This is a genomic window from Streptosporangium sp. NPDC020072, from assembly GCF_040631445.1.
Taxonomy (GTDB): domain Bacteria; phylum Actinomycetota; class Actinomycetes; order Streptosporangiales; family Streptosporangiaceae; genus Streptosporangium.
This window is the reverse complement of the sequence record NZ_JBEYAB010000005.1, coordinates 146046-164844: the sequence shown is the minus strand read 5'-3', so window position 1 is coordinate 164844 and position 18799 is coordinate 146046. Positions and strand designations below refer to the sequence as shown.

Annotated in this window: 18 protein-coding genes; 7 read left to right on the top strand and 11 right to left on the bottom strand. The window is 70.4% G+C overall.

The genetic code is table 11. The features are described from left to right. Positions 1 to 128: 128 nt before the first annotated feature. Both ABZ470_RS13210 and ABZ470_RS13205 read left to right on the top strand, forming a co-directional pair. Positions 129 to 464, top strand: coding sequence for a DUF485 domain-containing protein (locus tag ABZ470_RS13210; protein WP_352011586.1), 336 nt, complete (start codon positions 129 to 131; stop codon positions 462 to 464). Next, complete coding sequence (locus ABZ470_RS13205) at positions 461 to 2071, top strand: cation acetate symporter (protein WP_352011587.1); 1611 nt, start codon at positions 461 to 463, stop codon at positions 2069 to 2071. Before ABZ470_RS13210 ends, ABZ470_RS13205 begins: the two co-directional genes overlap by 4 nt. Positions 2072 to 2130: 59 nt before the next feature. On the opposite strand, the gene ABZ470_RS13200 is transcribed toward ABZ470_RS13205, so the two are convergent. Then, complete coding sequence (locus tag ABZ470_RS13200; protein WP_362911477.1) at positions 2131 to 3054, bottom strand: aldo/keto reductase; 924 nt, start codon at positions 3052 to 3054, stop codon at positions 2131 to 2133. Positions 3055 to 3241: 187 nt separating this feature from the next. On the opposite strand from ABZ470_RS13200, the gene ABZ470_RS13195 reads away from it, so the two are divergent. Continuing rightward, entirely contained in the window at positions 3242 to 3817 is a 576-nt protein-coding gene (locus ABZ470_RS13195) for a TetR/AcrR family transcriptional regulator (protein WP_352011589.1), read from the top strand. A 6-nt stretch (positions 3818 to 3823) separates the two neighbouring features. Here ABZ470_RS13195 and ABZ470_RS13190 read toward each other — a convergent pair whose 3' ends face one another. From ABZ470_RS13190 to ABZ470_RS13155, 8 genes are all read right to left on the bottom strand, one after another. Further along, entirely contained in the window at positions 3824 to 5344 is a 1521-nt protein-coding gene (locus ABZ470_RS13190; protein ID WP_362911476.1) for a wax ester/triacylglycerol synthase family O-acyltransferase, read from the bottom strand. Positions 5345 to 5523: 179 nt separating this feature from the next. Then, complete coding sequence (gene polX, locus ABZ470_RS13185) at positions 5524 to 7206, bottom strand: DNA polymerase/3'-5' exonuclease PolX (protein ID WP_352011591.1); 1683 nt, start codon at positions 7204 to 7206, stop codon at positions 5524 to 5526. A gap of 24 nt (positions 7207 to 7230) precedes the next feature. Then, a complete protein-coding gene (locus tag ABZ470_RS13180) occupies positions 7231 to 7665 on the bottom strand; it encodes a hypothetical protein (protein WP_362911475.1) in 435 nt (144 codons plus the stop codon). Positions 7666 to 7920: 255 nt separating this feature from the next. Further along, positions 7921 to 9306 carry a phenylacetate--CoA ligase family protein gene (locus tag ABZ470_RS13175; protein ID WP_362911474.1) on the bottom strand — a complete coding sequence of 462 codons (1386 nt, stop codon included), beginning with the start codon at positions 9304 to 9306 and terminating at the stop codon, positions 7921 to 7923. Between the two features lie 229 nt (positions 9307 to 9535). Then, complete coding sequence (locus ABZ470_RS13170) at positions 9536 to 9979, bottom strand: pyridoxamine 5'-phosphate oxidase family protein (RefSeq protein ID WP_362911473.1); 444 nt, start codon at positions 9977 to 9979, stop codon at positions 9536 to 9538. Positions 9980 to 9988: 9 nt separating this feature from the next. Further along, complete coding sequence (locus ABZ470_RS13165; protein WP_362911472.1) at positions 9989 to 10621, bottom strand: DUF4142 domain-containing protein; 633 nt, start codon at positions 10619 to 10621, stop codon at positions 9989 to 9991. 227 nt (positions 10622 to 10848) lie between these two features. Further along, entirely contained in the window at positions 10849 to 11295 is a 447-nt protein-coding gene (locus tag ABZ470_RS13160) for an aegerolysin family protein (protein WP_362911471.1), read from the bottom strand. A 1129-nt stretch (positions 11296 to 12424) separates the two neighbouring features. Then, positions 12425 to 13081, bottom strand: a complete 657-nt coding sequence (locus ABZ470_RS13155) for a hypothetical protein (RefSeq protein WP_362911470.1) — start codon at positions 13079 to 13081, stop codon at positions 12425 to 12427. Between the two features lie 338 nt (positions 13082 to 13419). Between ABZ470_RS13155 and ABZ470_RS13150 the strand changes: the two genes are divergently transcribed. The 4 genes from ABZ470_RS13150 (at position 13420) to ABZ470_RS13135 (ending at position 17762) form a co-directional block, all read left to right on the top strand. Beyond that, entirely contained in the window at positions 13420 to 14097 is a 678-nt protein-coding gene (locus ABZ470_RS13150) for an MOSC domain-containing protein (RefSeq protein ID WP_362911469.1), read from the top strand. A gap of 35 nt (positions 14098 to 14132) precedes the next feature. Next, positions 14133 to 15071 carry an MBL fold metallo-hydrolase gene (locus ABZ470_RS13145; protein ID WP_362911468.1) on the top strand — a complete coding sequence of 313 codons (939 nt, stop codon included), beginning with the start codon at positions 14133 to 14135 and terminating at the stop codon, positions 15069 to 15071. A gap of 114 nt (positions 15072 to 15185) precedes the next feature. Then, the gene (locus ABZ470_RS13140) at positions 15186 to 16616 is read left to right on the top strand and encodes a glutamate--cysteine ligase (protein WP_362911467.1); all 1431 of its coding nucleotides are present in this window, start codon (positions 15186 to 15188) and stop codon (positions 16614 to 16616) included. 102 nt (positions 16617 to 16718) lie between these two features. Next, positions 16719 to 17762 (top strand): hypothetical protein, encoded by a 1044-nt coding sequence (locus ABZ470_RS13135; protein WP_362775769.1) that lies wholly within the window; start codon positions 16719 to 16721, stop codon positions 17760 to 17762. A 20-nt stretch (positions 17763 to 17782) separates the two neighbouring features. On the opposite strand, the gene pcp is transcribed toward ABZ470_RS13135, so the two are convergent. Both pcp and ABZ470_RS13125 read right to left on the bottom strand, forming a co-directional pair. Then, positions 17783 to 18421: a pyroglutamyl-peptidase I gene (gene pcp / locus ABZ470_RS13130; RefSeq protein ID WP_362911466.1), complete on the bottom strand. Its 639-nt coding sequence runs from the start codon at positions 18419 to 18421 to the stop codon at positions 17783 to 17785. Beyond that, positions 18418 to 18795, bottom strand: a complete 378-nt coding sequence (locus ABZ470_RS13125; RefSeq protein WP_362911465.1) for a DUF393 domain-containing protein — start codon at positions 18793 to 18795, stop codon at positions 18418 to 18420. Before ABZ470_RS13125 ends, pcp begins: the two co-directional genes overlap by 4 nt. Between the last annotated feature and the right edge of the window lie 4 nt (positions 18796 to 18799).

Below are 18799 nucleotides of genomic sequence, written 5' to 3'. Positions count from 1 at the left end.
CCGCACACCATCACCAACTTGCCGCGACACGACGCCACCTGGGCGAAGAGCCTCTCGGCGGTACTCCACGCGGGGTACCGTCCCCTCCTACGTTATCCGTGATCCACATCACATATGCGGGAGGTCCGATGACCGCCGGGCGTAAGGAACCATCGGTGTACGAACGGATAGAGGGTGAGGAGGGCTTCCAGGAGCTCAGACGGCGCTTCCGGTCCTGGGCCTTCCCGATGACCGCGGCCTTCTTCGCCTGGTACCTGCTGTACGTGGTGCTGTCCGGGTGGGCGCGTGACTTCATGGGCGTCAAACTCTTCGGCAACGTCAACGTGGCACTGATCCTCGGCCTGCTCCAGTTCGTCTCGACCTTCTGGATCGCCTGGGCCTACTCCCGCTACGCCGAGCGCAGGCTGGACCCGCTGGCCGAGGAACTCCGCCGTGAGGCCGAGCGCGAGAGGGAGGCGGCGTGAGCCACCAGACGCTCTCCACGGCACTGTTCCTGGTCTTCGTCGCGGCGACGCTGGGCATCACCTTCTGGGCCAGCCGCAACACCAAGGACGCCGCCGACTTCTACGCGGGCGGGCGCTCCTTCAGCGGCCTGCAGAACGGCCTGGCGATCGGCGGCGACTACATGTCGGCCGCCAGCTTCCTCGGCATCGCGGGCATCATCGCCCTGTCCGGCTACGACGGCTTCCTGTACTCGATCGGCTTCCTGGTCGCCTGGCTGGTCGCGCTGCTGCTGGTCGCCGAGCTGATGCGCAACTCCGGCAAGTACACCATGGCCGACGTGCTGGCCTTCCGGATGAGCCCGCGCCCGGTCCGCACGGCCGCGGGCGTGTCGACCATCACCGTCTCGATCTTCTACCTGCTGGCCCAGATGGTCGGCGCGGGCGCGCTGGTCGGCCTGCTGCTCGGCATCACCTCCTCGACGGGCAAGGCGCTGACGATCGTCGGCGTCGGCCTGCTGATGGTCATCTACGTGGTCGTCGGCGGGATGAAGGGCACCACCTGGGTGCAGATCGTCAAGGCCGTGCTGCTGATGACCGGCGCGGCCCTGGTCACCCTGCTGGTGCTCGGCCGGTACGGCTTCAACATCTCCGGGCTGCTCGGCTCCGCCGCCACGGGCAGCGGCAAGGGCGACGCCTTCCTCATCCCCGGCCTGAAGTACGGCACCGCCGCCCAGGGCCTGGCCGGGAAGATCGACCTGATCAGTCTCGGCCTGGCGCTGGTGCTCGGCACCGCCGGCCTGCCGCACATCCTGATCCGCTTCTACACCGTCCCCACCGCCAAGGAGGCCCGCAAGTCGGTCCTGTGGGGCATCGGCATCATCGGCGTCTTCTACCTGCTGACCCTCGTGCTCGGCTTCGGCGCGGCGGCGATGGTCGGCGGCGAGGCGATCGCCGGGCAGGACAAGGCGGGCAACACCGCGGCGCCACAGCTCGCCGAGGCGGTCGGCAGGGCCGTCTTCGGCGAGGTCGGCGGCACGATCCTGCTCGCGGTCATCGCCGCCGTCGCCTTCGCGACCATCCTGGCCGTCGTCGCCGGTCTGACGCTGGCCTCCTCCTCCAGCTTCGCCCACGACCTGTACGCCCACGTGTTCAAGCGCGGCAAGGTTACCGAGGGGGAGGAGATCCTGGTCGCCAGGATCTCGGCCTTCGTCATCGGCGCGGTCGCCATCGGGCTCGGCATCCTCGCCCAGGGGCAGAACGTGGCCTTCCTGGTCTCGCTGGCCTTCGCGGTCGCCGCCTCGGCCAACCTGCCCGCCATCCTCTACAGCCTGTTCTGGCGGCGCTTCAACACCGCGGGGGCGGTCTCGGCCATCTACGGCGGCCTGCTGTCGGCCCTGATCCTGGTGATCTTCTCCCCGGTCGTCTCGGGAGGCGCCACCTCGCTGTTCCCCGGCGCCCACTTCGCCTGGTTCCCGCTGAGCAACCCCGGCATCGTCTCGATCCCCCTGGGCTTCCTGGCGGGCTACGTGGGCGCGCGGCTCAGCAAGGAGTACAACCCGGGCAAGTACGCCGAGATCGAGGTCCGCTCGCTCACCGGCATCGGCGCCGAGCAGGCCGTACGGCACTAGGAACGGCACCGGATAACGTCCGGGCACCGGCGGGCGGGGGCCCGTCGGTGCCCGGATTCTCAGCGTGAGGCCTCATCCAGCAGGGCCAGCTCCTCCTCGCCCAGCTTCAGATCGGCGACGGCGAGCAGCTGCTCCAGCTGCTCCACGGTACGGGCGCTGGCGATCGGGGCCGCGACCGTCGGCTGGGCGGCCAGCCAGGCCAGAGCCACCGTCGCCTGGGCCACCCCACGCTCCGCGGACACCCTGTCCAGCGCGTCCAGCACCCTGAGGGCACGCTCGGAGGCCAGGTACGGCGTCGCCCCGCCCGCGCGGGCGCTGCGCACCTCGACACCGGGACGGTACTTCCCGGTCAGGAACCCCCTGGCCAGCCCGAAGTACGGCGTGCTGACCAGGCCGTTGGCGGCGACCGCCTCGCGCAGCCCGCCCTCGTAGTCGCGTTCGAGCAGGTTGTAGTGCTGCTGCAGGGCGACATAACGGGCAAGGCCCTCCCGCTCGGAGATCGCCAGTGCCTCGGTGAGCCGCTCGGCCCCGTAGTTCGAGGCCCCGATGTCGCGAACCTTGCCCTCGCGCACCAGGGCGTCGAACGCGCCGAGGGTCTCCTCAAGCGGCGTCTCCTGGTCGTCGACGTGCGCCCAGTACAGGTCGATGTGGTCGGTCCGCAGCCGCCGCAGCGAGTCCTCGACGGCCAGGCGGATGTTCGCCGCCGACAGGCCGGCCCGGCCGCTCATCGCGCCGACCTTCGTCGCGATCACCATCCGGTCACGGTTGCCCCGGGACTCAAGCCACTCGCCCAGGACGGTCTCCGACTCGCCCCCGGAATGACCCGGGATCCACTCGGAGTACACGTCGGCGGTGTCGACGAAGTTCCCGCCCGCCTCGGCGTAGGCGTCCAGGACGGCGAAGGAGGCGTCACGGTCCGCGGTCCAGCCGAAGACGTTGCCGCCGAGACAGACGGGGAAGAGGCTCAGTTCGGAGAAGGTCATGCTGATCAGGGTAGGCGTCCGGTGATCACGGACCGCACCGGGCACCCTTTGGCGACGGTCCGGAAACGGTCGCGAAGGGCGACGGCGGGTGAGCGGGGAACCGATGAGGGGTCGCTTTCCCCGCGGTAGGGAAACCAGCGGGAAACCGGCATGGAAAACCGCGCCACCAGGCGGTTATCGTCTGGCTGTGGGCAGCCTCAGACCGCGCTCCGGCGACGCCCCGGGCCCGGACGCGCGCACACGCATCCTCGACGCCGCGGAGAAACTGTTCGCGGGCGGCGGCTACGAGGCCACGCCGACCGCGGCGATCGCCCGCCTGGCCCGGGTGCCGAAGGGGCTCGTCTTCCACTACTTCCCCAGGAAGATCGACGTGCTGGTCGCACTGGTCGACGAGCGCACACTCGTCGAGGAGACCCCCGAGGTCGAGGCCGTCCCCGGCGACGCGGCCAAGAGCCTGTCCCGGCTGGCCCGCCGCCTGCCGCTGCGGGCCTCCCCGGCGATGCGGCGCATCCTGTTCCGCGAGGCCGACACCCACGGCTCGGTCCGCGACCGGCTCGGCAGGCTGAACGGGGAGATCGTCAGGCGCGCCAGGTTCGCCCTGGAGCTGGCGCTGCCCACCCCGCGCGGCGACGCGGCCCGGCTTGAGGTCGCGGCGGTCACCTTCGCCGCCGTGCTGCTGCACCAGGAGAACCTCTGCCAGCTCACCGGTCACCACATCGACCCCGACGCCGTCGCCGAACTGATCGCCCACGCCCTGGGATGAGGACGGTCAGGAGCGCGGATCCAGCGCGGCCAGCTCCTCCATCGCCTCCCGCAGGTGGTCCATCAGCCGCCACACGTCCTTCACCCGATCCGGGCAGGCGAGGACCCCGAAGTCCAGTGACCCGTCGTAGGAGAAGCAGGTGATGTTGAGGCCGCCGCTCATGTCGCTCAGCGCCGAGACCGGATGATAGGCCAGCAGCCGGGCCCCGCACAGATAGAGCGGCAGCTGGGGACCGGGCACGTTTGACACGATCAGGTTGATCGGCGGCAGCGTGACCGAGGCCAGCCGGGAGATCGCCGGGGTCGCCACCGAGGTGAGGACCGTGGGCAGCAGCGTGGAGAGCCCGTCGAGCCAGGTGGCCGGTGACTCGGCGAACCGGCGCTTGGCCACGCGCATCGTCGCGCCCATGGCCCGCAGCCGCTCCAGCGGGTCGGCCACGTCCGTCGGCAGCTGGGTGACCATGACGGACAGCCGGTTGCCGACCACGCCTCCGGCCCGCGCGGCGGCCGTACGGACCGAGACCGGGACCGCGGCGACCAGCGGCCGGTCGGGCAGCGCGTGGTGCTCGCGCAGCCAGGAACGCAGCGCCGAGGCGCACACCGTCATGACCACGTCGTTGACGCTGAGGCCGAAGGACTTGGCGACGTGCCTGACCTCGGTGAGCGGGATCGAGCCGTAGGCGAGACGCCGCTTGGCGCTGATCGGGCCGTTGAACGGCGTGCGGGGAGCGGTCAGCGGCGGCAGCTCGGGCAGTTCCGCCTGGTTCCCGGCGATCGTCCTGGCGGTCTCCGCGACCGCCCGTGCGCCGGGCAGCGCCGAGACCCCCGGTATCGCGTCGAGGTCGGTCATCATCCGGCCGAGCGCGCGCAGCGCCCTGCCCGGGTACGTCACCGACCTGCCCGCCGCGGCGGTGAGCATGGCCAGCGGCCCCAGCGCCTCCTCGCCCTCCGGTACGGCGAGCGTCCCCTGACCGGGGGCGGCCTCGGGGCTCCTGGAGGCCCCGTGAGCCCCGTGATCCTTGGGGGCCTTTGAGGTTTCGGGGGCCTCGGGGGTGAGGTCGAGCATGGCCGCCAGGGTCTCCGCGCCGGTGACCCCGTCCAGGGCGCAGTGGTGGATCTTGGCGTAGAGCGCGACCCGCCCCCCGGCCAGTCCGTGGATGAGACACATCTCCCACAGCGGGCGGCCGCGGTCGAGGCGCCGTTCGTGGAGCCTGGCGACCTTCCTGGCGAGCTGCCTGTCGTCCCCGGGCGCGGGGAGGGTCAGCTCGCGGACGTGGCCGGCGACGTCGAGGTCGGCGACCTCCTCCCAGTACGGCCTGCCGAGGCCGAAGGGCACCTCGGCCAGGCGCAGGCTCAGCACGGGCGCCAGGTGCAGTCGTTCCCTGAGCCGGTCGACCAGCGCCTCCCTGGTCAGCGTGCCCCCCGGGCACCCCGCCGGGTCGAGGATCGCCAGCCCGGCGACATGGGTCGTGGTCGTCGGCGTCTCGGCGTGCAGGAACTGTGCGTCGAGGGCGGTCAGCTGGCGCATCGGTCGGACCTTCTCACGGAAAACAGACTGTTCACGTCCATCATCGCCCCGCTTCGCCCCGGGGCCTCAGGACGCCCCCGCTCTTCACCACACTAAATACGCATGCCGTACAGGAAGGGCGTTCCATCCCACCCGGTCAGGTAAGGGTTGCGCACGCGAACGGCATGAAGCGCCGCGGATCATGGACGCAGAAGGTCCAGCAGCCGTTCGACCGGCCAGGTGTTGACCACGTCCTCGGCGGTCAGCCAGGCGCGCTGCGCGACGCCGACCCCGAAACGCTGGTTGTCCAGGTGGGGCACGGCGTGGGCGTCGCTGTCGATCGAGAAGCGCACCCCGTGGTGGCGCGCCAGCCGTACCAGGTCCGAGGGCAGGTCGGAACGGTCGGGGAAGGAGTCGATCTCCATCACGGTCCCGGTGCGGGCCGCGGCGCGGAACACCTCGTCCCAGTCGGCGTCGACGGGAGGGCGCCTGCCGATCCGGCGCGTCGTCGGATGGCCGATCACGTGGACATGCGGGTTCTCGCAGGCGGTGACGAACCGCCTGGTCATCTCCTCCCGCGACTGGGTGAAGTGGGAGTGCACGCTCGCCACGCACACGTCGAAGCCCGCGAGCACCTCGGCGGGCCAGTCGACCGAGCCGTCCGGGGCGATGTTGAGCTCGGTGCCGTGCAGCAGCCGCATGTCCGGATAGTCCTCCTGGAGCCGCCGCAGCCGCTCGCGCTGCTCCAGGGCCTTGTCCAGGGTCATCCGCTGCATCGCCAGGTCGGGGGCGTGGTCGGTCACCGCGTAGTAGGAGTGGCCGCGCGCGTGGGCGGCGGCGACCATCTCCTCAAGCGAGGCGATGCCGTCGGTCAGGTCGGTGTGGGTGTGCAGGTCGCCCCGCAGGTCGCGCTCGGTGACCAGGACGGGCAGCCCGTCCCTGAGCGCGGCGTCGATCTCACCGCCGTCCTCCCGCAGCACCGGGGGAATCCACGCCATGCCCAGCGCCCGGTAGACGTCCTCCTCGTGCTCGGCGGCGATCACCCGGCCACCGTCGAACAGGCCGTACTCGGAGAGCTTCCAGCCCCTCTTCACCACGATCTCGCGCAGGTGCACGTTGTGCTCCTTCGAGCCGGTGAAGTACTGCATCGCCGCGCCCCACGACTCCGCGGGAACCAGGCGCAGATCGACCTGGAGCCCCTCGTGGGTGCGCACCGAGGTCTTCTTCTCGCCCGAGGCGATGACCTCCGCCACGTACGGCTGCGCCCTGAAGACCTCCATGAGGCTCTCCGGCCCGACCGCCAGGATGTCCACGTCGCCGACGGTGTCCCTCATCCGGCGCAGCGACCCGGCGTAGGCGATCCGCTCGGCGGGCAGTGAGGCGATGATCCGCTCGGCCAGCTCCATGGCCACGCCGATGTGCACCCGCCTGCTCGCCACCTCAAGCTGCTCGATCCCCCTGAGGAGGTTCTCCTCGGTCTTGGGCCCGAAGCCCCGCACCCCCCGGAGCCGTCCCTGCCCGATGGCCTCGGCGAGCGCCTCCGGGGAGTCGATCCCGAGCTCCTGGAACAGGAAGACCGCCTTCTTCGGGCCGAGGGAGGCGATCCGGGTCAGCCGCCGCACCCCCTCGGGAATCCGCGCCCGCAGCTCGTCGAGCTGGCGGAAGCCGCCCCGTTCGAGGTACTCCTCGACCTTGCCCGCGATCGCCGCGCCGACGCCGGGCACGTTCCTGACCGGGGTGGCCGCGATGTCCTCGGGAAACCCGGCGATCGCCTTGGCCGCCTTCTGGTAGCTGCGCACCCGGAAGGCGTCGCCGCCCGCCATCGCGAACAGCTCGGCGTACTCCTCAAGGGCCGCCGCCACGGCGTCGTTAGCTCGTGCCATGGCAGAAGCCTAGATCTCCCGTGGCTACGCCACGGGCGCACCGCCGATGGCGCAGGCCCGGCACGGGGGCCGCCCGCAGGTGCACTGCGTGATGGCGCCCAGGACGTCGTGGTCGTGGTAGAGGCACCGGTCCCGGCAGGTGTGGCGCGGGATGAACCCCGCCTGGATCTCGTCCGGCCAGGGCTCCTCGCCGTCACGGCAGCGCAGGAACAGCTCGGGGTCGGCCACGTGCAGGTCCTCCATGCTCGCCCTGGCCTGGCTCTCCAGCCCCCGGGCCTGCGCGGTCACGGCCTTGAGCTGCTCGGCGAGACCGGAGTAGCGCTCGTCGCCGGTCCGCACGTGCGCGGCCCGCAGCGCCATCACCGCGTTGCCCAGGAAGCGGGTCGCGTCCTGCAGGTCGGTGGTGTGGTGCATCTGGACGCCGGTGACACCCCGCACCCAGACGGCGTCATTGTTCATGAAAGAACCTTTCCACTTTCGTCTGGGTGCCAGCATAACCGGGCCTTTGTGTTTTCTTGGTGCCGCGACGACATTCTTTACGGTAGGTCTCGGGGTGCGGCCGCCATTCGATCACCGAAGCCCCTGTTTTTCGCGAGTGGGCCGTTGAACTGGGGAGACGATTGGTTCCGATCGGCCGGGCCGTCCTCTTCGAGGAATTCGCGATCATTTTTGGGAAGGCCAGGCAGGGAAATGATCCTTCTCCTGGCGAGGGTTTCACCCCCTGGTGTAACGGTGCTTTCCGCCCGGCGGGAAGTACTCCGGGTCGCCCTTCTCCCTCAGGGAGACGATCGGGTGCCGCCGCGCCGGGGGCACGTACGCGGCGAACTCGCTGTTGAGGCGCAGCAACTGGGCCAGGATCGACTCGCCGACCAGGCGCTCCGTCTCCGCCGAGCCGCGCACCCCGGCGGCCAGCTCGACCGCGACCGCCAGCCGCCGGTCGTGCCCGGCGTCCTCGGTCACCTCAAGGACGAACCTGCCCGTCACCAGGGAGCTGACCTGCGGCTGTTCGAGTCCGGCCGAGATGTTCTCCGGATAGACGTTCGCGCCGTAGTAGGAGACCGTGAAGTGACTGCGGCCGAAGACGTAGGCGAACGGCAGACGCGGCTCCGCCGAGGCCGGGCGGAAGCCGTGCCCGGCCAGGAACCCGAGCATCCGGTCATGGGGGACCAGGCCGCCCTCGTCGGCGATGTGGTAGCGGACGAGCGGGACGCCGTTGTCGCCGGAGAACAACAGGGTCCCCTCGTGCTCCTCGAAGAAACGCACGGCCGGGTCGTACTGCAGGAGGGTCGGCAGCCGCTGCCGGCCGAACAGCTCCTCGGCCACCTCGGGGCGCTCGGCCAGGAAACGGCGGATGCGGATGGACAGCGGCGTCTCGTTGCCGAGCACCCCGGCGTCCGCGGTGCCGTACAGGGAGGCGGTGTCGAGCGCGGGGTCGGTCATTCCCGCCCGTTCGGCGACCAGGGTGCGCCACTGCTCGCTGAACACCTCCCCGGCGGTGACCAGCTTGATCGAGTAGTCGGCCCAGGGCACCCCCTCGGCGACCCCGGCGTCGATGACGTCCTTGAGGAAGGGGGGATAGCCGAGCAGCACGACCTGGTCGAAGTGCGGGGCCAGTTCGGGGATCACCCGCAGGATCTCCCGCCGGTCGCTGCCGGGCGCGACGCAGGTGATCGGATACCCCCTGGCGGCCAGGTGACGGCAGCAGGCCAGGGTGAACAGGCCGCCGACCCAGGTGCCGAGCGCGAAGCAGACGACCGCCAGCGTACGGCGCTCCGCCGCCCCGAAGGCGTCCCTGAAGACCTCCTCGAAGCGTTCGGAGATCACCTGCTCGTCGGCGACGGAACGCGGCCAGAACGACGGCGTCCCCGTCGACCCCGACGAGACCGAGATCATGTCCCCGATCACGCCGTCCCGGCACAGCTCGGGCAGGGGATAGCGGCGGGTGTAGGTGTCCTTGCTGGTCAGCGGCAGCCGTACGAAATCATCAAATGTCTTGATAAGGGCGGGATCGATGTCCCGCTCCCTGAGGAACGCGCCATAGGCGGGCACCGACGCCGCCACCCGATGAAACAACTCGATCACGCGGTCACGAGGGTCCATCGCTCGACTGTACGGTCCGGCGCCCCGGCTGGGCGAGCACCCGGCCGGACGGTCCGCCACCCGCTCAGGCGGGCACCCGCCGGACGGGCCGGTACCCCTCAGACGGGCACCGGCCAGAGGCGGGCAGCCGGCCGGACGGGCCGCGGCCTCGGACGGGCACCGGCCAGGTGCCGGCGGCCCCGGGTCAAGGTGTCGATCGGGAGCCGCGGTCACCCGGCCGGGAACCACCTCAGGGATTGCCCGCCTGACGGTCGGGGGTCAGCAGGACGACCGTCCGCCGCTCCTCGGCCATGACCCGGTCGTAGGCCGCCCAGTCGTCGTGGGTCCCACCCGCCGCGCCGAAGACGAACCGCAGCAGCAGCCGCAGCCCCTCGGCGTCGATCCCGGGCAGCTGGTCGTCCGGCCCGGCCAGCTCGACCGGCCCGTCCGCAGACGCCCACCGCCAGCCCGCGCGCAGCACCACCGAGGCGTACGGCCTGGCCCGCAGGTCGGCGAGTTTGCGGGAGTCACCCCTGACGACGAACCCGACGATCGGCCGCCCCGTGACGGGGTGGTCGAGCACCCCCGCGTTGACCACGGATGAGCGGATCGTCCCGTCTGAGCGGAAGGTCGAGACGACGGCCAGGCCGTGGTCTCCGCCGACCAGCTGCGCGAGGTCCGTGAGATCGGTCATCGTCCGACCCTAACCCTCCTCCTGGATCAGGAAGGGCTCGACGGTCTCGGTGGTCCCGGTGGTCCCGGCGGTGGTCTCGGCCGTGGTCCGGCCCGGCCTGCCCGGCTCGCCGGCCGTCGCACCGCTGCCCGAGTGGCGCCGCAGCAGTTCGAGGTGCCTCAGCAGGACGGGCCTGGCGTCGGTGGCCAGCCGCTTGACCTGCGCCGAGGAGCCGTCGGCCAGTTCCTTGGCCCCCCGGGCGAGCGCCGCACGGCGGTCGACGGCCGCGACGGACAGCCACGCCCAGTCGAAGGCGTCCCCGTTCCTGGCGGAGATCCGGTTGTACTGGATGCGCTGCGCCGTGGTCGCCTCCTCGGGCAGGGACACCGCGAGCCGCTGGGCCACCTGCCTGACCTCCGCGTCCAACCGTGTGTGGTCGGTGACCAGCCGCCTGCCCAGGGCCCGCACGTCCCGGTCGTGACCCTTGCGAACGGCGGCCCTGCCCGCCGTGATCCCGGCCAGGTTGTCCTGGTGGGCCTGGACCAGGAACCTCCTGTCCTGCTCGTTGGCGTCCGGCGGCGCCGTGGACGCAACCGCGCCCGCGGCCGTACCGCTCAGCGCCATGACGGCGACGGCTGACAGGGCGATCATCTGCTGAATCATGCTGGCCTTTCCCCGATGGTCCGTGCTTGGAGACGTCACCTCCCTGCTATACGCGGCTTTCGATCTAGAGACCGGCACGTGGGCGGCAAGCCCGGGGAAAGATCGCCGACGGCTCCGGTGCGCTCAGCGGATGGCGACCCGGGGCCGGGAGCACTCGATCGCGGGAGGGTCCATGTGGACGCCGGGGCCTGACCGGTCCCGCCGGGACCGGTCAGGCCGGGGAGGGGTCAGCTCACGTGCGCGTCGACGGTGGCGTTGTCGCCGTTTCCGCCGGTGTAGCGGGTGGTGAAGGCGCCGTCGGTGCCGTCGAAGTCGTAGCTGTTACGGCCGTAGTAAGGGTTGTCCCAGTGGAAGCGGACTTGCTTGCCCGCGCGGGAGCAGTTGTCGGCGCGGTACTTGATCGCGGCCTCGGTGCCGGTGAGGACGCCGTCGGACTCGGTCTTGAAGTAGTCGCTGCTGTGCGGGGCGATGCTGGAGTTGGGCTCGATGACCCAGATGCCGTGGTAGGTCTCCTTGCCGATCTGGGTCAGTGTGCAGTCGGTGTCGTTGTGGAAGACGACCTTGGTGCTGCGGGCGGCGTTGGCCGCGGAGTCGGAGGAGGACGCGTGGGCGGTGACCGGCGTCAGCAGGGCGACAGCGGCGATGCCGACGAGGGTCCAGGTGACGAGTTTCATGGAGATCCTTTCTGCGATTGCCTTTGGTGTGGCGCCGAATCGATTACCGAGGGTAAGGGTATTACTGCAATGAGTTATTCCGTCAGGCAATGGATCTGTGTTTCCCGGTAACCATTACCTGGCGTCATCGGGATTGGAGTGGCCCCGGTCGCCGTGCCTGGTCACCGAAAACGTGGCAGCCCTTCCTCATCCGTATAAGTGGCGATTCGGGGCGGTCCCGGAGGTGACGAGTGGTCGCTCGGAGCCATTGCACGCGGATGGGAAACGCAAAAAGGCGGCTGTGGTCCGCCTGCCCATGAAGGCCGGATATATCCGGCGTGGAGGTATCACTCGCTACGGCAGGGCCGGTCCCACCGGTCTGTGTGGTGGCGGCGCCTCGAAAGAGGTGTCGCCGCCGCCGGCCGCCCCACACGGGTTTGCGAGCTCACTGCCCATCAATGCATATTTCGCTTCGTCGTCAATAATGGTCTTTGCCCGGTTTTTCTTGGTGGGTTTCTCCGCCGCCTGCGTCCGCGCGTTTTTCTTTCCTCTTCCCGGGGTTGAGTCCCCTGGGTCGCCCTATGTGGTTGATCGGCGACAAAAAGTGATTGCTTTGCGCTGTGCAATGCCCACCGCTCTGGGGCTCTCGCCGTCGGTGTCGCGCTTATCGGGGCCGTGCCCGGCTCCGCTTTCGCCGGGGCGGGAACCTTCGGCTACGAGAGCCTGGGCCGGGACGCATGTCCTGGGCAACCCGCATGACTTCAGGTGCTACCCCGTCGGCCACGCCAAGGGGGACGCCGTCAACGGGACGAACCGTTTCGCGTTGCTGTACGCGAGCCCCTGCTGCGAGGGCGGCCCCATGGGCTACATCCCCTCGGGTGAGTCCCTGGAGTCCGCCGAGTTCGGCAGCGTGCGGTTCGTTCCCGCCCGCTGACGTTCAAGGGTGGCACCGGCGGGCCTGTCACGACGTGTGGCGACAGGCCCGCCGCCGAGGGGGATCCCAGGAACGGGGATTCCACCATGACCGGTGTGTTCTTCGCCGGCGTCCGGGTGACATCGGCTCGATGACCGCTCGTGGTTTCGGTCGTACCAACCGGTTCGTCTCTCCCGCCGTCGATGGGGCGGAGAGGTTCAGCCGGGCGACGAACGCTTACTCGTTCGGCATGTAACCGATCTGGGCGGAAGAGGCCCGGTCATTCATCCGGCCAAGGGATGAGAGCTTGTTGAACCGGTAGGTGTAGGAGCCGCCGAAGTACGTGTGCTCGTAGAGCAGGCCTCGGCAGCCTTCAAAGGTTTGGATCGAGGAGATGATGTCGTTCCAGCCATATGCCAGTTCCGCGTACTTGTAGACGTTGTAGTTTCCGTAGCACCCCTGCTTGCTGGCGAACATCATGCTGGAGCCCTGGTAGTTCTCGTGCTCCCACGCGGTGGCGACACGGACCGGGTACTCGTCCGCCAGCACGCCCGCCTGCTTGCCGGCCTGGCCGGCGGCGGCGATGCGGCGGTCAAGGCCGGCGCGGTCGGCGCTGGTCATGATGGAGGGGTCGGGGGCGTCGGCGACCCTCCCTCCGGTGACGTCGGAGACGGCCTCGGTGTAGGTGCGGTAGCAGTTCATGTTGACGGGGCGCTTACTGGTGCTCGGCCGGATCACGCAGTGCTGCTCGCCTCGTGCGGTCTGTCCGGCGCCGCTGGAGGAGGCGGAAGGAGACTCGGAGGGGGACGGCGTGGCGCTCGCGGCGGGCGCGAGGGCCATGCCGAAGGCCGCGACCGTGGAGACCACGGCGGCGGACAGGACGAGGGAACGCATGGGTCGATCACCTTTCGAAACAGCGATGAGACGGCGCGGGGCACGTTGCCTCCGCGGCGTTCACAGGCTTCCATCGGAGTGATTTGAAGATCAACAACTGGGGATCGACGCTGTAATGAACGGGATAAGGATCTTTCATGACGAGGACAAACTGGTCATGTGGTGTGACGGCCGCCCTTTTCTCTCAGTTTCGGTCGGGTGACAGAGCGTCAAAAATCCCGCCCAAAAGGGTGCAGGTGTCCGCCCGGCGGACATGTCCTCAGCGGTCCTCCCGAGCTCCTTCGAGGTCGGTACCGGGGAGGCGCGTACTTCTCCGGAGAGCTTTGTAGGCTGCCTCCATGGCTCAGCTTCTCTCCGTCAACGCCGGGCGTGGCCGTCCGGCGGACTACACCGACGCCGCCCTCACCGGAATCGACAAGCGCCCCGTGGCGGGGCCGGTGGCCGTGGCCGCGCCGGGCGGGCCGACGGGCACGGCCGGAAGCGGCGTCGCCGGGGACGTGATCGGCGACCTGCGCGACCACGGCGGCGACGACCAGGCGGTCTACGCCTACGCCAGGGAGGACCTCGACCTCTGGCAGGCGGAGCTCGGGCGTGAGCTGTCCAACGGTGTCTTCGGGGAGAACCTCACCACCTCGGGCCTGGACGTCAACGGGGCACTGATCGGCGAACGCTGGCGGATCGGGGCCGATCTGGTGCTGGAGGTCACCTCCGCGCGCATTCCCTGCCGGACCTTCGCGGGCTGGCTCGCGGAGAAGGGATGGGTACGGCGGTTCACCCAGGTCGCCAGGCCCGGCGCCTACCTCAGGGTCATCGAACCGGGGCGGATCGAGGCGGGAGACCGGGTCGAGGTCGTCCTGCGTCCCGAGCACGACGTGACGGTCGAGGTCCTCTTCCGCGCCCTGACCACCCAGGCGGAGCTGCTGCCCCGCACGCTCGCCGCGGGTGAGGCGCTCAACGTGTTGTCCGCCGAGCGGATCCGCAGGCGGCTCGAACGGATGAACGGCGTGTCCTCCTGATCGTGGGTCGCCGGCTCAGGCCCGACAATGCCGTTATGAGCTCATCCCCACACGACCATCCCCTGCCACCCGCCCGGATCGAGGAGGTCTCGGACGGCGTCTACGCCTACGTTCAGCCCGACGGGAGCTGGTGGGTCAACAACACCGGTTTCCTGGTCGGTGAGCGCGGGGTGATCAGCGTGGACTCCTGCTCGACCGAACGCCGCACGCTGGCCTACCGCGAGGCGATCAGGTCGGTCACCGCGAACCCGATCACGACGCTGGTCAACACCCACCACCACGGCGACCACACCTTCGGCAACTTCGCCTTCCCCGAGGCGACGATCGTCGGCCACGAACGGACCAGGGAGGCGATCCTCGCCGAGGGCATCCCCGCCTACCGCACGATCGCCTGGACCGAGGTCGACTGGGGCGACCTGCGGGCCTGCCCGCCGTTCCTCACCTACACCGACGGCGTGACCGTGTACTCGGACGAGCTGCGCTGCGAGGTCCGGCACATCGGCGTGCCCGCGCACACGACCAACGACTCCATCGTGTGGATCCCGGAGCGGTCGCTGCTGTTCGCGGGAGACCTGGTCTTCAACGGCGGCACGCCGTTCGTGCTGATGGGGTCGGTCCTGGGGTCGCTCGAAGCCCTCGACCGGATCGAGGAGCTGGGCGCCACGACCATCGTCCCCGGGCACGGCGACGTCTGCGGCCCCGAGGTCATCGGCCGGGTGCGGGGATACCTGCGGTTCGTGATGGACACCGCCGAGCGCGGCAGGGCGGCCGGCCTCTCGCCGCTGGAGACCGCCAGGGAGACCGACCTCGGCGAGTACGGCGCGCTGCTCGACCCCGAGCGGATCGTCGGCAACCTGCACCGGGCCTACGCCGACCTGGACGGAGCCGCCCTCGGCGGACCGGTCGACCTGACCACCGTGATCACCGACATGCTGGCGTTCAACGGCGGCAGGCCGCTGACCTGCCTGGCCTGACCCCGGCCTGGCCGCATCGCCGTACGTGGCGGCACTTGCTCGGTGGGCTGATTAGAACCGTCCAGCCGGGACAGGGAGGAGGCAACAGCAGGAGCGACTGATCGGATGGTGCCGATGGGCCAGCAAGTCGACAAGGACCGCTTCACCGAGGCGGAGTTCGCCCGCTTCGGGAAACGGCTGGAGGAGCAGCTCGACCAGCTTCGGGAGCTGCTCGCCAGGCCGGGCTTCGGCGCGGGACCGGCGACGATCGGGGCCGAGCTTGAGCTTTTCCTCGTCACCCCGGAGGGCAGGCCGCTTCCCCGCAACCACGAGGTGCGCGAGGCGGCGGACGACGAGCGGCTCGTGCCCGAGCTGGGCAGGTTCAACCTGGAGGTCAACCTGACGCCGCTGCCGATCGCCGGGCGCCCGTTCACGGGGCTGGTGCGCGAGCTGCAGGAGACCATGGCCATGGCGGACGCGGCGGCGGCGACGCAGGGCGGCCGGGTCGTGGCGATCGGAATCCTGCCCTCGCTCAGCGAGTTCGACTTCACCCACGAGGCGCTCAGCGACGAGAGCCGCTACCGGGCGCTGAGCCGGGGGATGCGGCGGCTGCGCGCCGAACCGTTCCGGGTGAGCATCGAGGGGGCCGAGCAGCTTGAGCTCGAAGTCGAGGGGGTGATCCTGGAGAGCGCGAACACCTCCTGGCAGGTGCACTTCCGAACGCCTCCCGGTGACTTCGCCCGCGTCTACAACGCCTCCCAGCTGGCCATCGGGCCGGTCCTGGCGGTGAGCGGCAACTCGCCGGGCTTCCTGGGCAGGAGGTTGTGGGAGGAGACCAGGATCGCGCTGTTCGAGGAGGCCGCCGACGACCGTGACGTGGAGCGGCGCGACCGCAGGGACAGGCGGGTGGCCTTCGGCTCCGGGTGGGTGACCGGGGCAGGGGAGATCTTTGAGGCGTGCGTCCGCGACTACGAGCCGGTGCTGCCGATGACCTGGAAGGAGAGCCAGGAGCAGGAGGTGCCGGAACTGGCCGAGCTGCGGCTGCACCAGGGCACGGTGTGGCAGTGGAACAGGCCCGTCTACGACCCGGCGGACGGCGGTCACCTGCGGGTGGAGATGCGTTCGCTGCCCGCGGGGCCGACGCCACTGGACATGGCGGCCAACAGCGCGTTCCTGCTCGGACTCACCGCCGCCCTGGCGGTCGAGCCGGTCGAGGAGTTCCCCTTCTCCGCCGCCTACCGCAACTTCTACCGGGCCGCGATCCACGGCCTGGACGCGCCACTGGCCTGGCCGGGCAGGCCGGGGGAGATTCCGGCGGCGCGGCTGGCGCTCGACCTGCTCCCCGTGGCCGCCGCCGGGCTCGAACGGGTCGGTGTGCTGCCCGAGGAGGCCGAGTGGACGCTGAACATCATCCGGGAGCGGGTCGGGCGGCGCCGTACCGGGTCGGTCTGGCAGCGGGAGGCGCTGGGTGACCTCGCCGGGGACCCGGCGGCACGGGCCAGGATGGTGGCCCGCTACCGGGAGCTGGCGCTGACCGGCGCGCCCGTGCACACCTGGCCGGAATGATCCTCCAGATATGATCACAAAAGGGGCCTGAGACCGGCATACTCGTGAACTCCGCATCTCGACCGCCTGCCAGGACGGCCGTCGGAGAAGGAGAATCCCCTTATGAGCGCGATGACGGCCACGGCGGTTGAACCGTTCGAGCTGAGACGTGACGACGGCGACCTGGCGGCCGGGGCCGGGGCACTGGGGAGATGGCTCAAGCGGGTCCCTCTGGAGACCGTGCTGACCAAGGCGAACCGGGTGGCGATCAGGAAGGGAGCGGCCGGGACCAGGGCGTTCGGTACGATGAACCCCAAACCGGTCGACTGGTACTGCTTCGACGCCGCGGACAACGAGGTCACCGACTGGTACCCCCAGGGCCTGACCTGTTCCTCCGACGCGGGTCTGGCCAGGAACGCCTTCGTGGTGAGCTGGTACTTCAAACCCCAGTCCGCGCCGGAACGGGGCATCCGGCTGTCCTTCCTCGACCCGGCCACGCTGCGCTACCGGCACGTCCTGCTCGTGGTGGCCGACACCGCGGGCGGCATCTCCCCGATCAACATCCACGCCGGAGGCGTCGCCTGGTACGGCGACCTGCTGTACGTCGCCGACACCGAGCGGGGCATGCGGGTGTTCGACACCCGGCAGATCTTCGAGGTGAACGGCGACGGCACGACCACGATCGGCAGGAGGGGCGGGGTGTACACCGCCTTCGGCTACCGCTACGTGATGCCGCAGACCGGCGCCTGGAGCCGTACGGGCGAGGCCCGGTTCTCCTTCGCGGCCGTGGACCGGAGCACCACCCCCGGCACGCTGGTCTCCGGAGAGTACGTGGAGACCCGGCAGGAGGCAGGCAGGGTCGCCCGCTGGGCCTTCGACCAGGACGGCTCCCTGCGGGCCGACGACGCCGGGGTCGCCAGGGCCGTGGACGCCTACCTCCTGCCCGAGCCGAAGATCCAGGGCGCACTCTCCTGCAACGGGACCTGGTACCTCAGCCAGGGCGCGGGCTCCACCAGGAACGGCGCCCTGCTCGTGGCGGGGGAGACGGTGGCCAGGCGGCCCTACCCGAGCGGTCCCGAGGACCTCACCTGCGTCCGGGACAGGAACACGCTGTGGAGCGTCACCGAGTTCGCGGGACGCCGCGCGGTCTTCGGCGTCCCCCTGTAGATCGGCCCCCGCGGCGGGGCTCAGTGCAGGGAGCCGCCGACCAGGCGCAGGTCGTCACCCACGGAGACGGCGGCGGTCACGATGGCGGTCAGCGCCGTCGCCGCCGTCGCCGAGGGCATCGAGGGCATCGAGGGCGCAGTGGGCACGCTGCGGCCCAGGGCCTGCTCCGGGGTGAACGGCAGGTGCACGAACCCGCCGCGCATCCTGGGCCGCTCGGTGGCGATCAGGTGCATCAGGCCGTAGAAGAGGTGGTTGCAGACGAACGTCCCGGCGCTCTGCGAGACGCTCGCGGGCACCGAGGCCGCCCTGGCCGCCGCGACGCAGGCCTTGACCGGCAGCGTGGCGAAGTAGGCCGCGGGGCCGCCGCGCACCACGGGCTCGTCGATCGGCTGCCGTCCCGCGTTGTCCGGGATGCGGGCGTCGTCGAGGTTGACGGCCACCCGTTCGACCGTCACGTCCGGTCTGCCCCCGGCCTGGCCGACGCAGACGACCACCGACGGGTCGTGCTCGGCCACCGCCGCCCGCAACCGCTCCAGCGACTCGCCGAACACGCACGGCAACCGTACGGCCCGCACCCCCTGGACGAGGCTGACCGCCTCCCAGGACGGATTGACCGAGGAGCCGTCGAACGGCTCGAAGCCGGTCAGCAGGACGGTCATCGTCGTTTCGCGGGCAGGGCACAGGCGGGGGTGCCGCCCGGTAGGCGATGGCGGTTGGCCGCCACGAGCCGGTAGCCCCAGTGGGCCACCCAGCACAGCGGCGGGACCCGCAACGCGTACCCGGCCAGGCTCCACGGCCTCCCGGCGGCCAGGAACAGCCGGGCGACGGCCTGCGCGCCGCCGTACAGACGGCCGTCCTCGGCCCACAGGACCTCGTGTTCCGCGCGTTCCCGCGTGGTGCCGAACTCGGCGAGGTCCGCGAACTGCCAGGGAACCGGGCGCGCGCGCAGACCGATCCTGCGTTCGGCGAAGCCGATGCAGGTGGCGCAGAAACCGCAGTCGCCGTCATACAACAGCACTGGTTGTCCCGTCATGGGA

Coding starts and splice junctions, on each gene's coding strand:
- ABZ470_RS13165 (WP_362911472.1), bottom strand. CDS start 10,621: ATGATTCAGCAGATGATCGCCCTGTCAGCCGTCGCCGTCATGGCGCTG.
- polX (WP_352011591.1), bottom strand. CDS start 7,206: ATGGCACGAGCTAACGACGCCGTGGCGGCGGCCCTTGAGGAGTACGCC.
- ABZ470_RS13175 (WP_362911474.1), bottom strand. CDS start 9,306: ATGGACCCTCGTGACCGCGTGATCGAGTTGTTTCATCGGGTGGCGGCG.
- pcp (WP_362911466.1), bottom strand. CDS start 18,421: ATGACCGTCCTGCTGACCGGCTTCGAGCCGTTCGACGGCTCCTCGGTC.
- ABZ470_RS13135 (WP_362775769.1), top strand. CDS start 16,719: ATGAGCGCGATGACGGCCACGGCGGTTGAACCGTTCGAGCTGAGACGT.
- ABZ470_RS13155 (WP_362911470.1), bottom strand. CDS start 13,081: ATGCGTTCCCTCGTCCTGTCCGCCGCCGTGGTCTCCACGGTCGCGGCC.
- ABZ470_RS13190 (WP_362911476.1), bottom strand. CDS start 5,344: ATGCGCCAGCTGACCGCCCTCGACGCACAGTTCCTGCACGCCGAGACG.
- ABZ470_RS13180 (WP_362911475.1), bottom strand. CDS start 7,665: ATGAACAATGACGCCGTCTGGGTGCGGGGTGTCACCGGCGTCCAGATG.
- ABZ470_RS13125 (WP_362911465.1), bottom strand. CDS start 18,795: ATGACGGGACAACCAGTGCTGTTGTATGACGGCGACTGCGGTTTCTGC.
- ABZ470_RS13210 (WP_352011586.1), top strand. CDS start 129: ATGACCGCCGGGCGTAAGGAACCATCGGTGTACGAACGGATAGAGGGT.
- ABZ470_RS13140 (WP_362911467.1), top strand. CDS start 15,186: ATGGGCCAGCAAGTCGACAAGGACCGCTTCACCGAGGCGGAGTTCGCC.
- ABZ470_RS13160 (WP_362911471.1), bottom strand. CDS start 11,295: ATGAAACTCGTCACCTGGACCCTCGTCGGCATCGCCGCTGTCGCCCTG.
- ABZ470_RS13200 (WP_362911477.1), bottom strand. CDS start 3,054: ATGACCTTCTCCGAACTGAGCCTCTTCCCCGTCTGTCTCGGCGGCAAC.
- ABZ470_RS13170 (WP_362911473.1), bottom strand. CDS start 9,979: ATGACCGATCTCACGGACCTCGCGCAGCTGGTCGGCGGAGACCACGGC.
- ABZ470_RS13145 (WP_362911468.1), top strand. CDS start 14,133: ATGAGCTCATCCCCACACGACCATCCCCTGCCACCCGCCCGGATCGAG.
- ABZ470_RS13150 (WP_362911469.1), top strand. CDS start 13,420: ATGGCTCAGCTTCTCTCCGTCAACGCCGGGCGTGGCCGTCCGGCGGAC.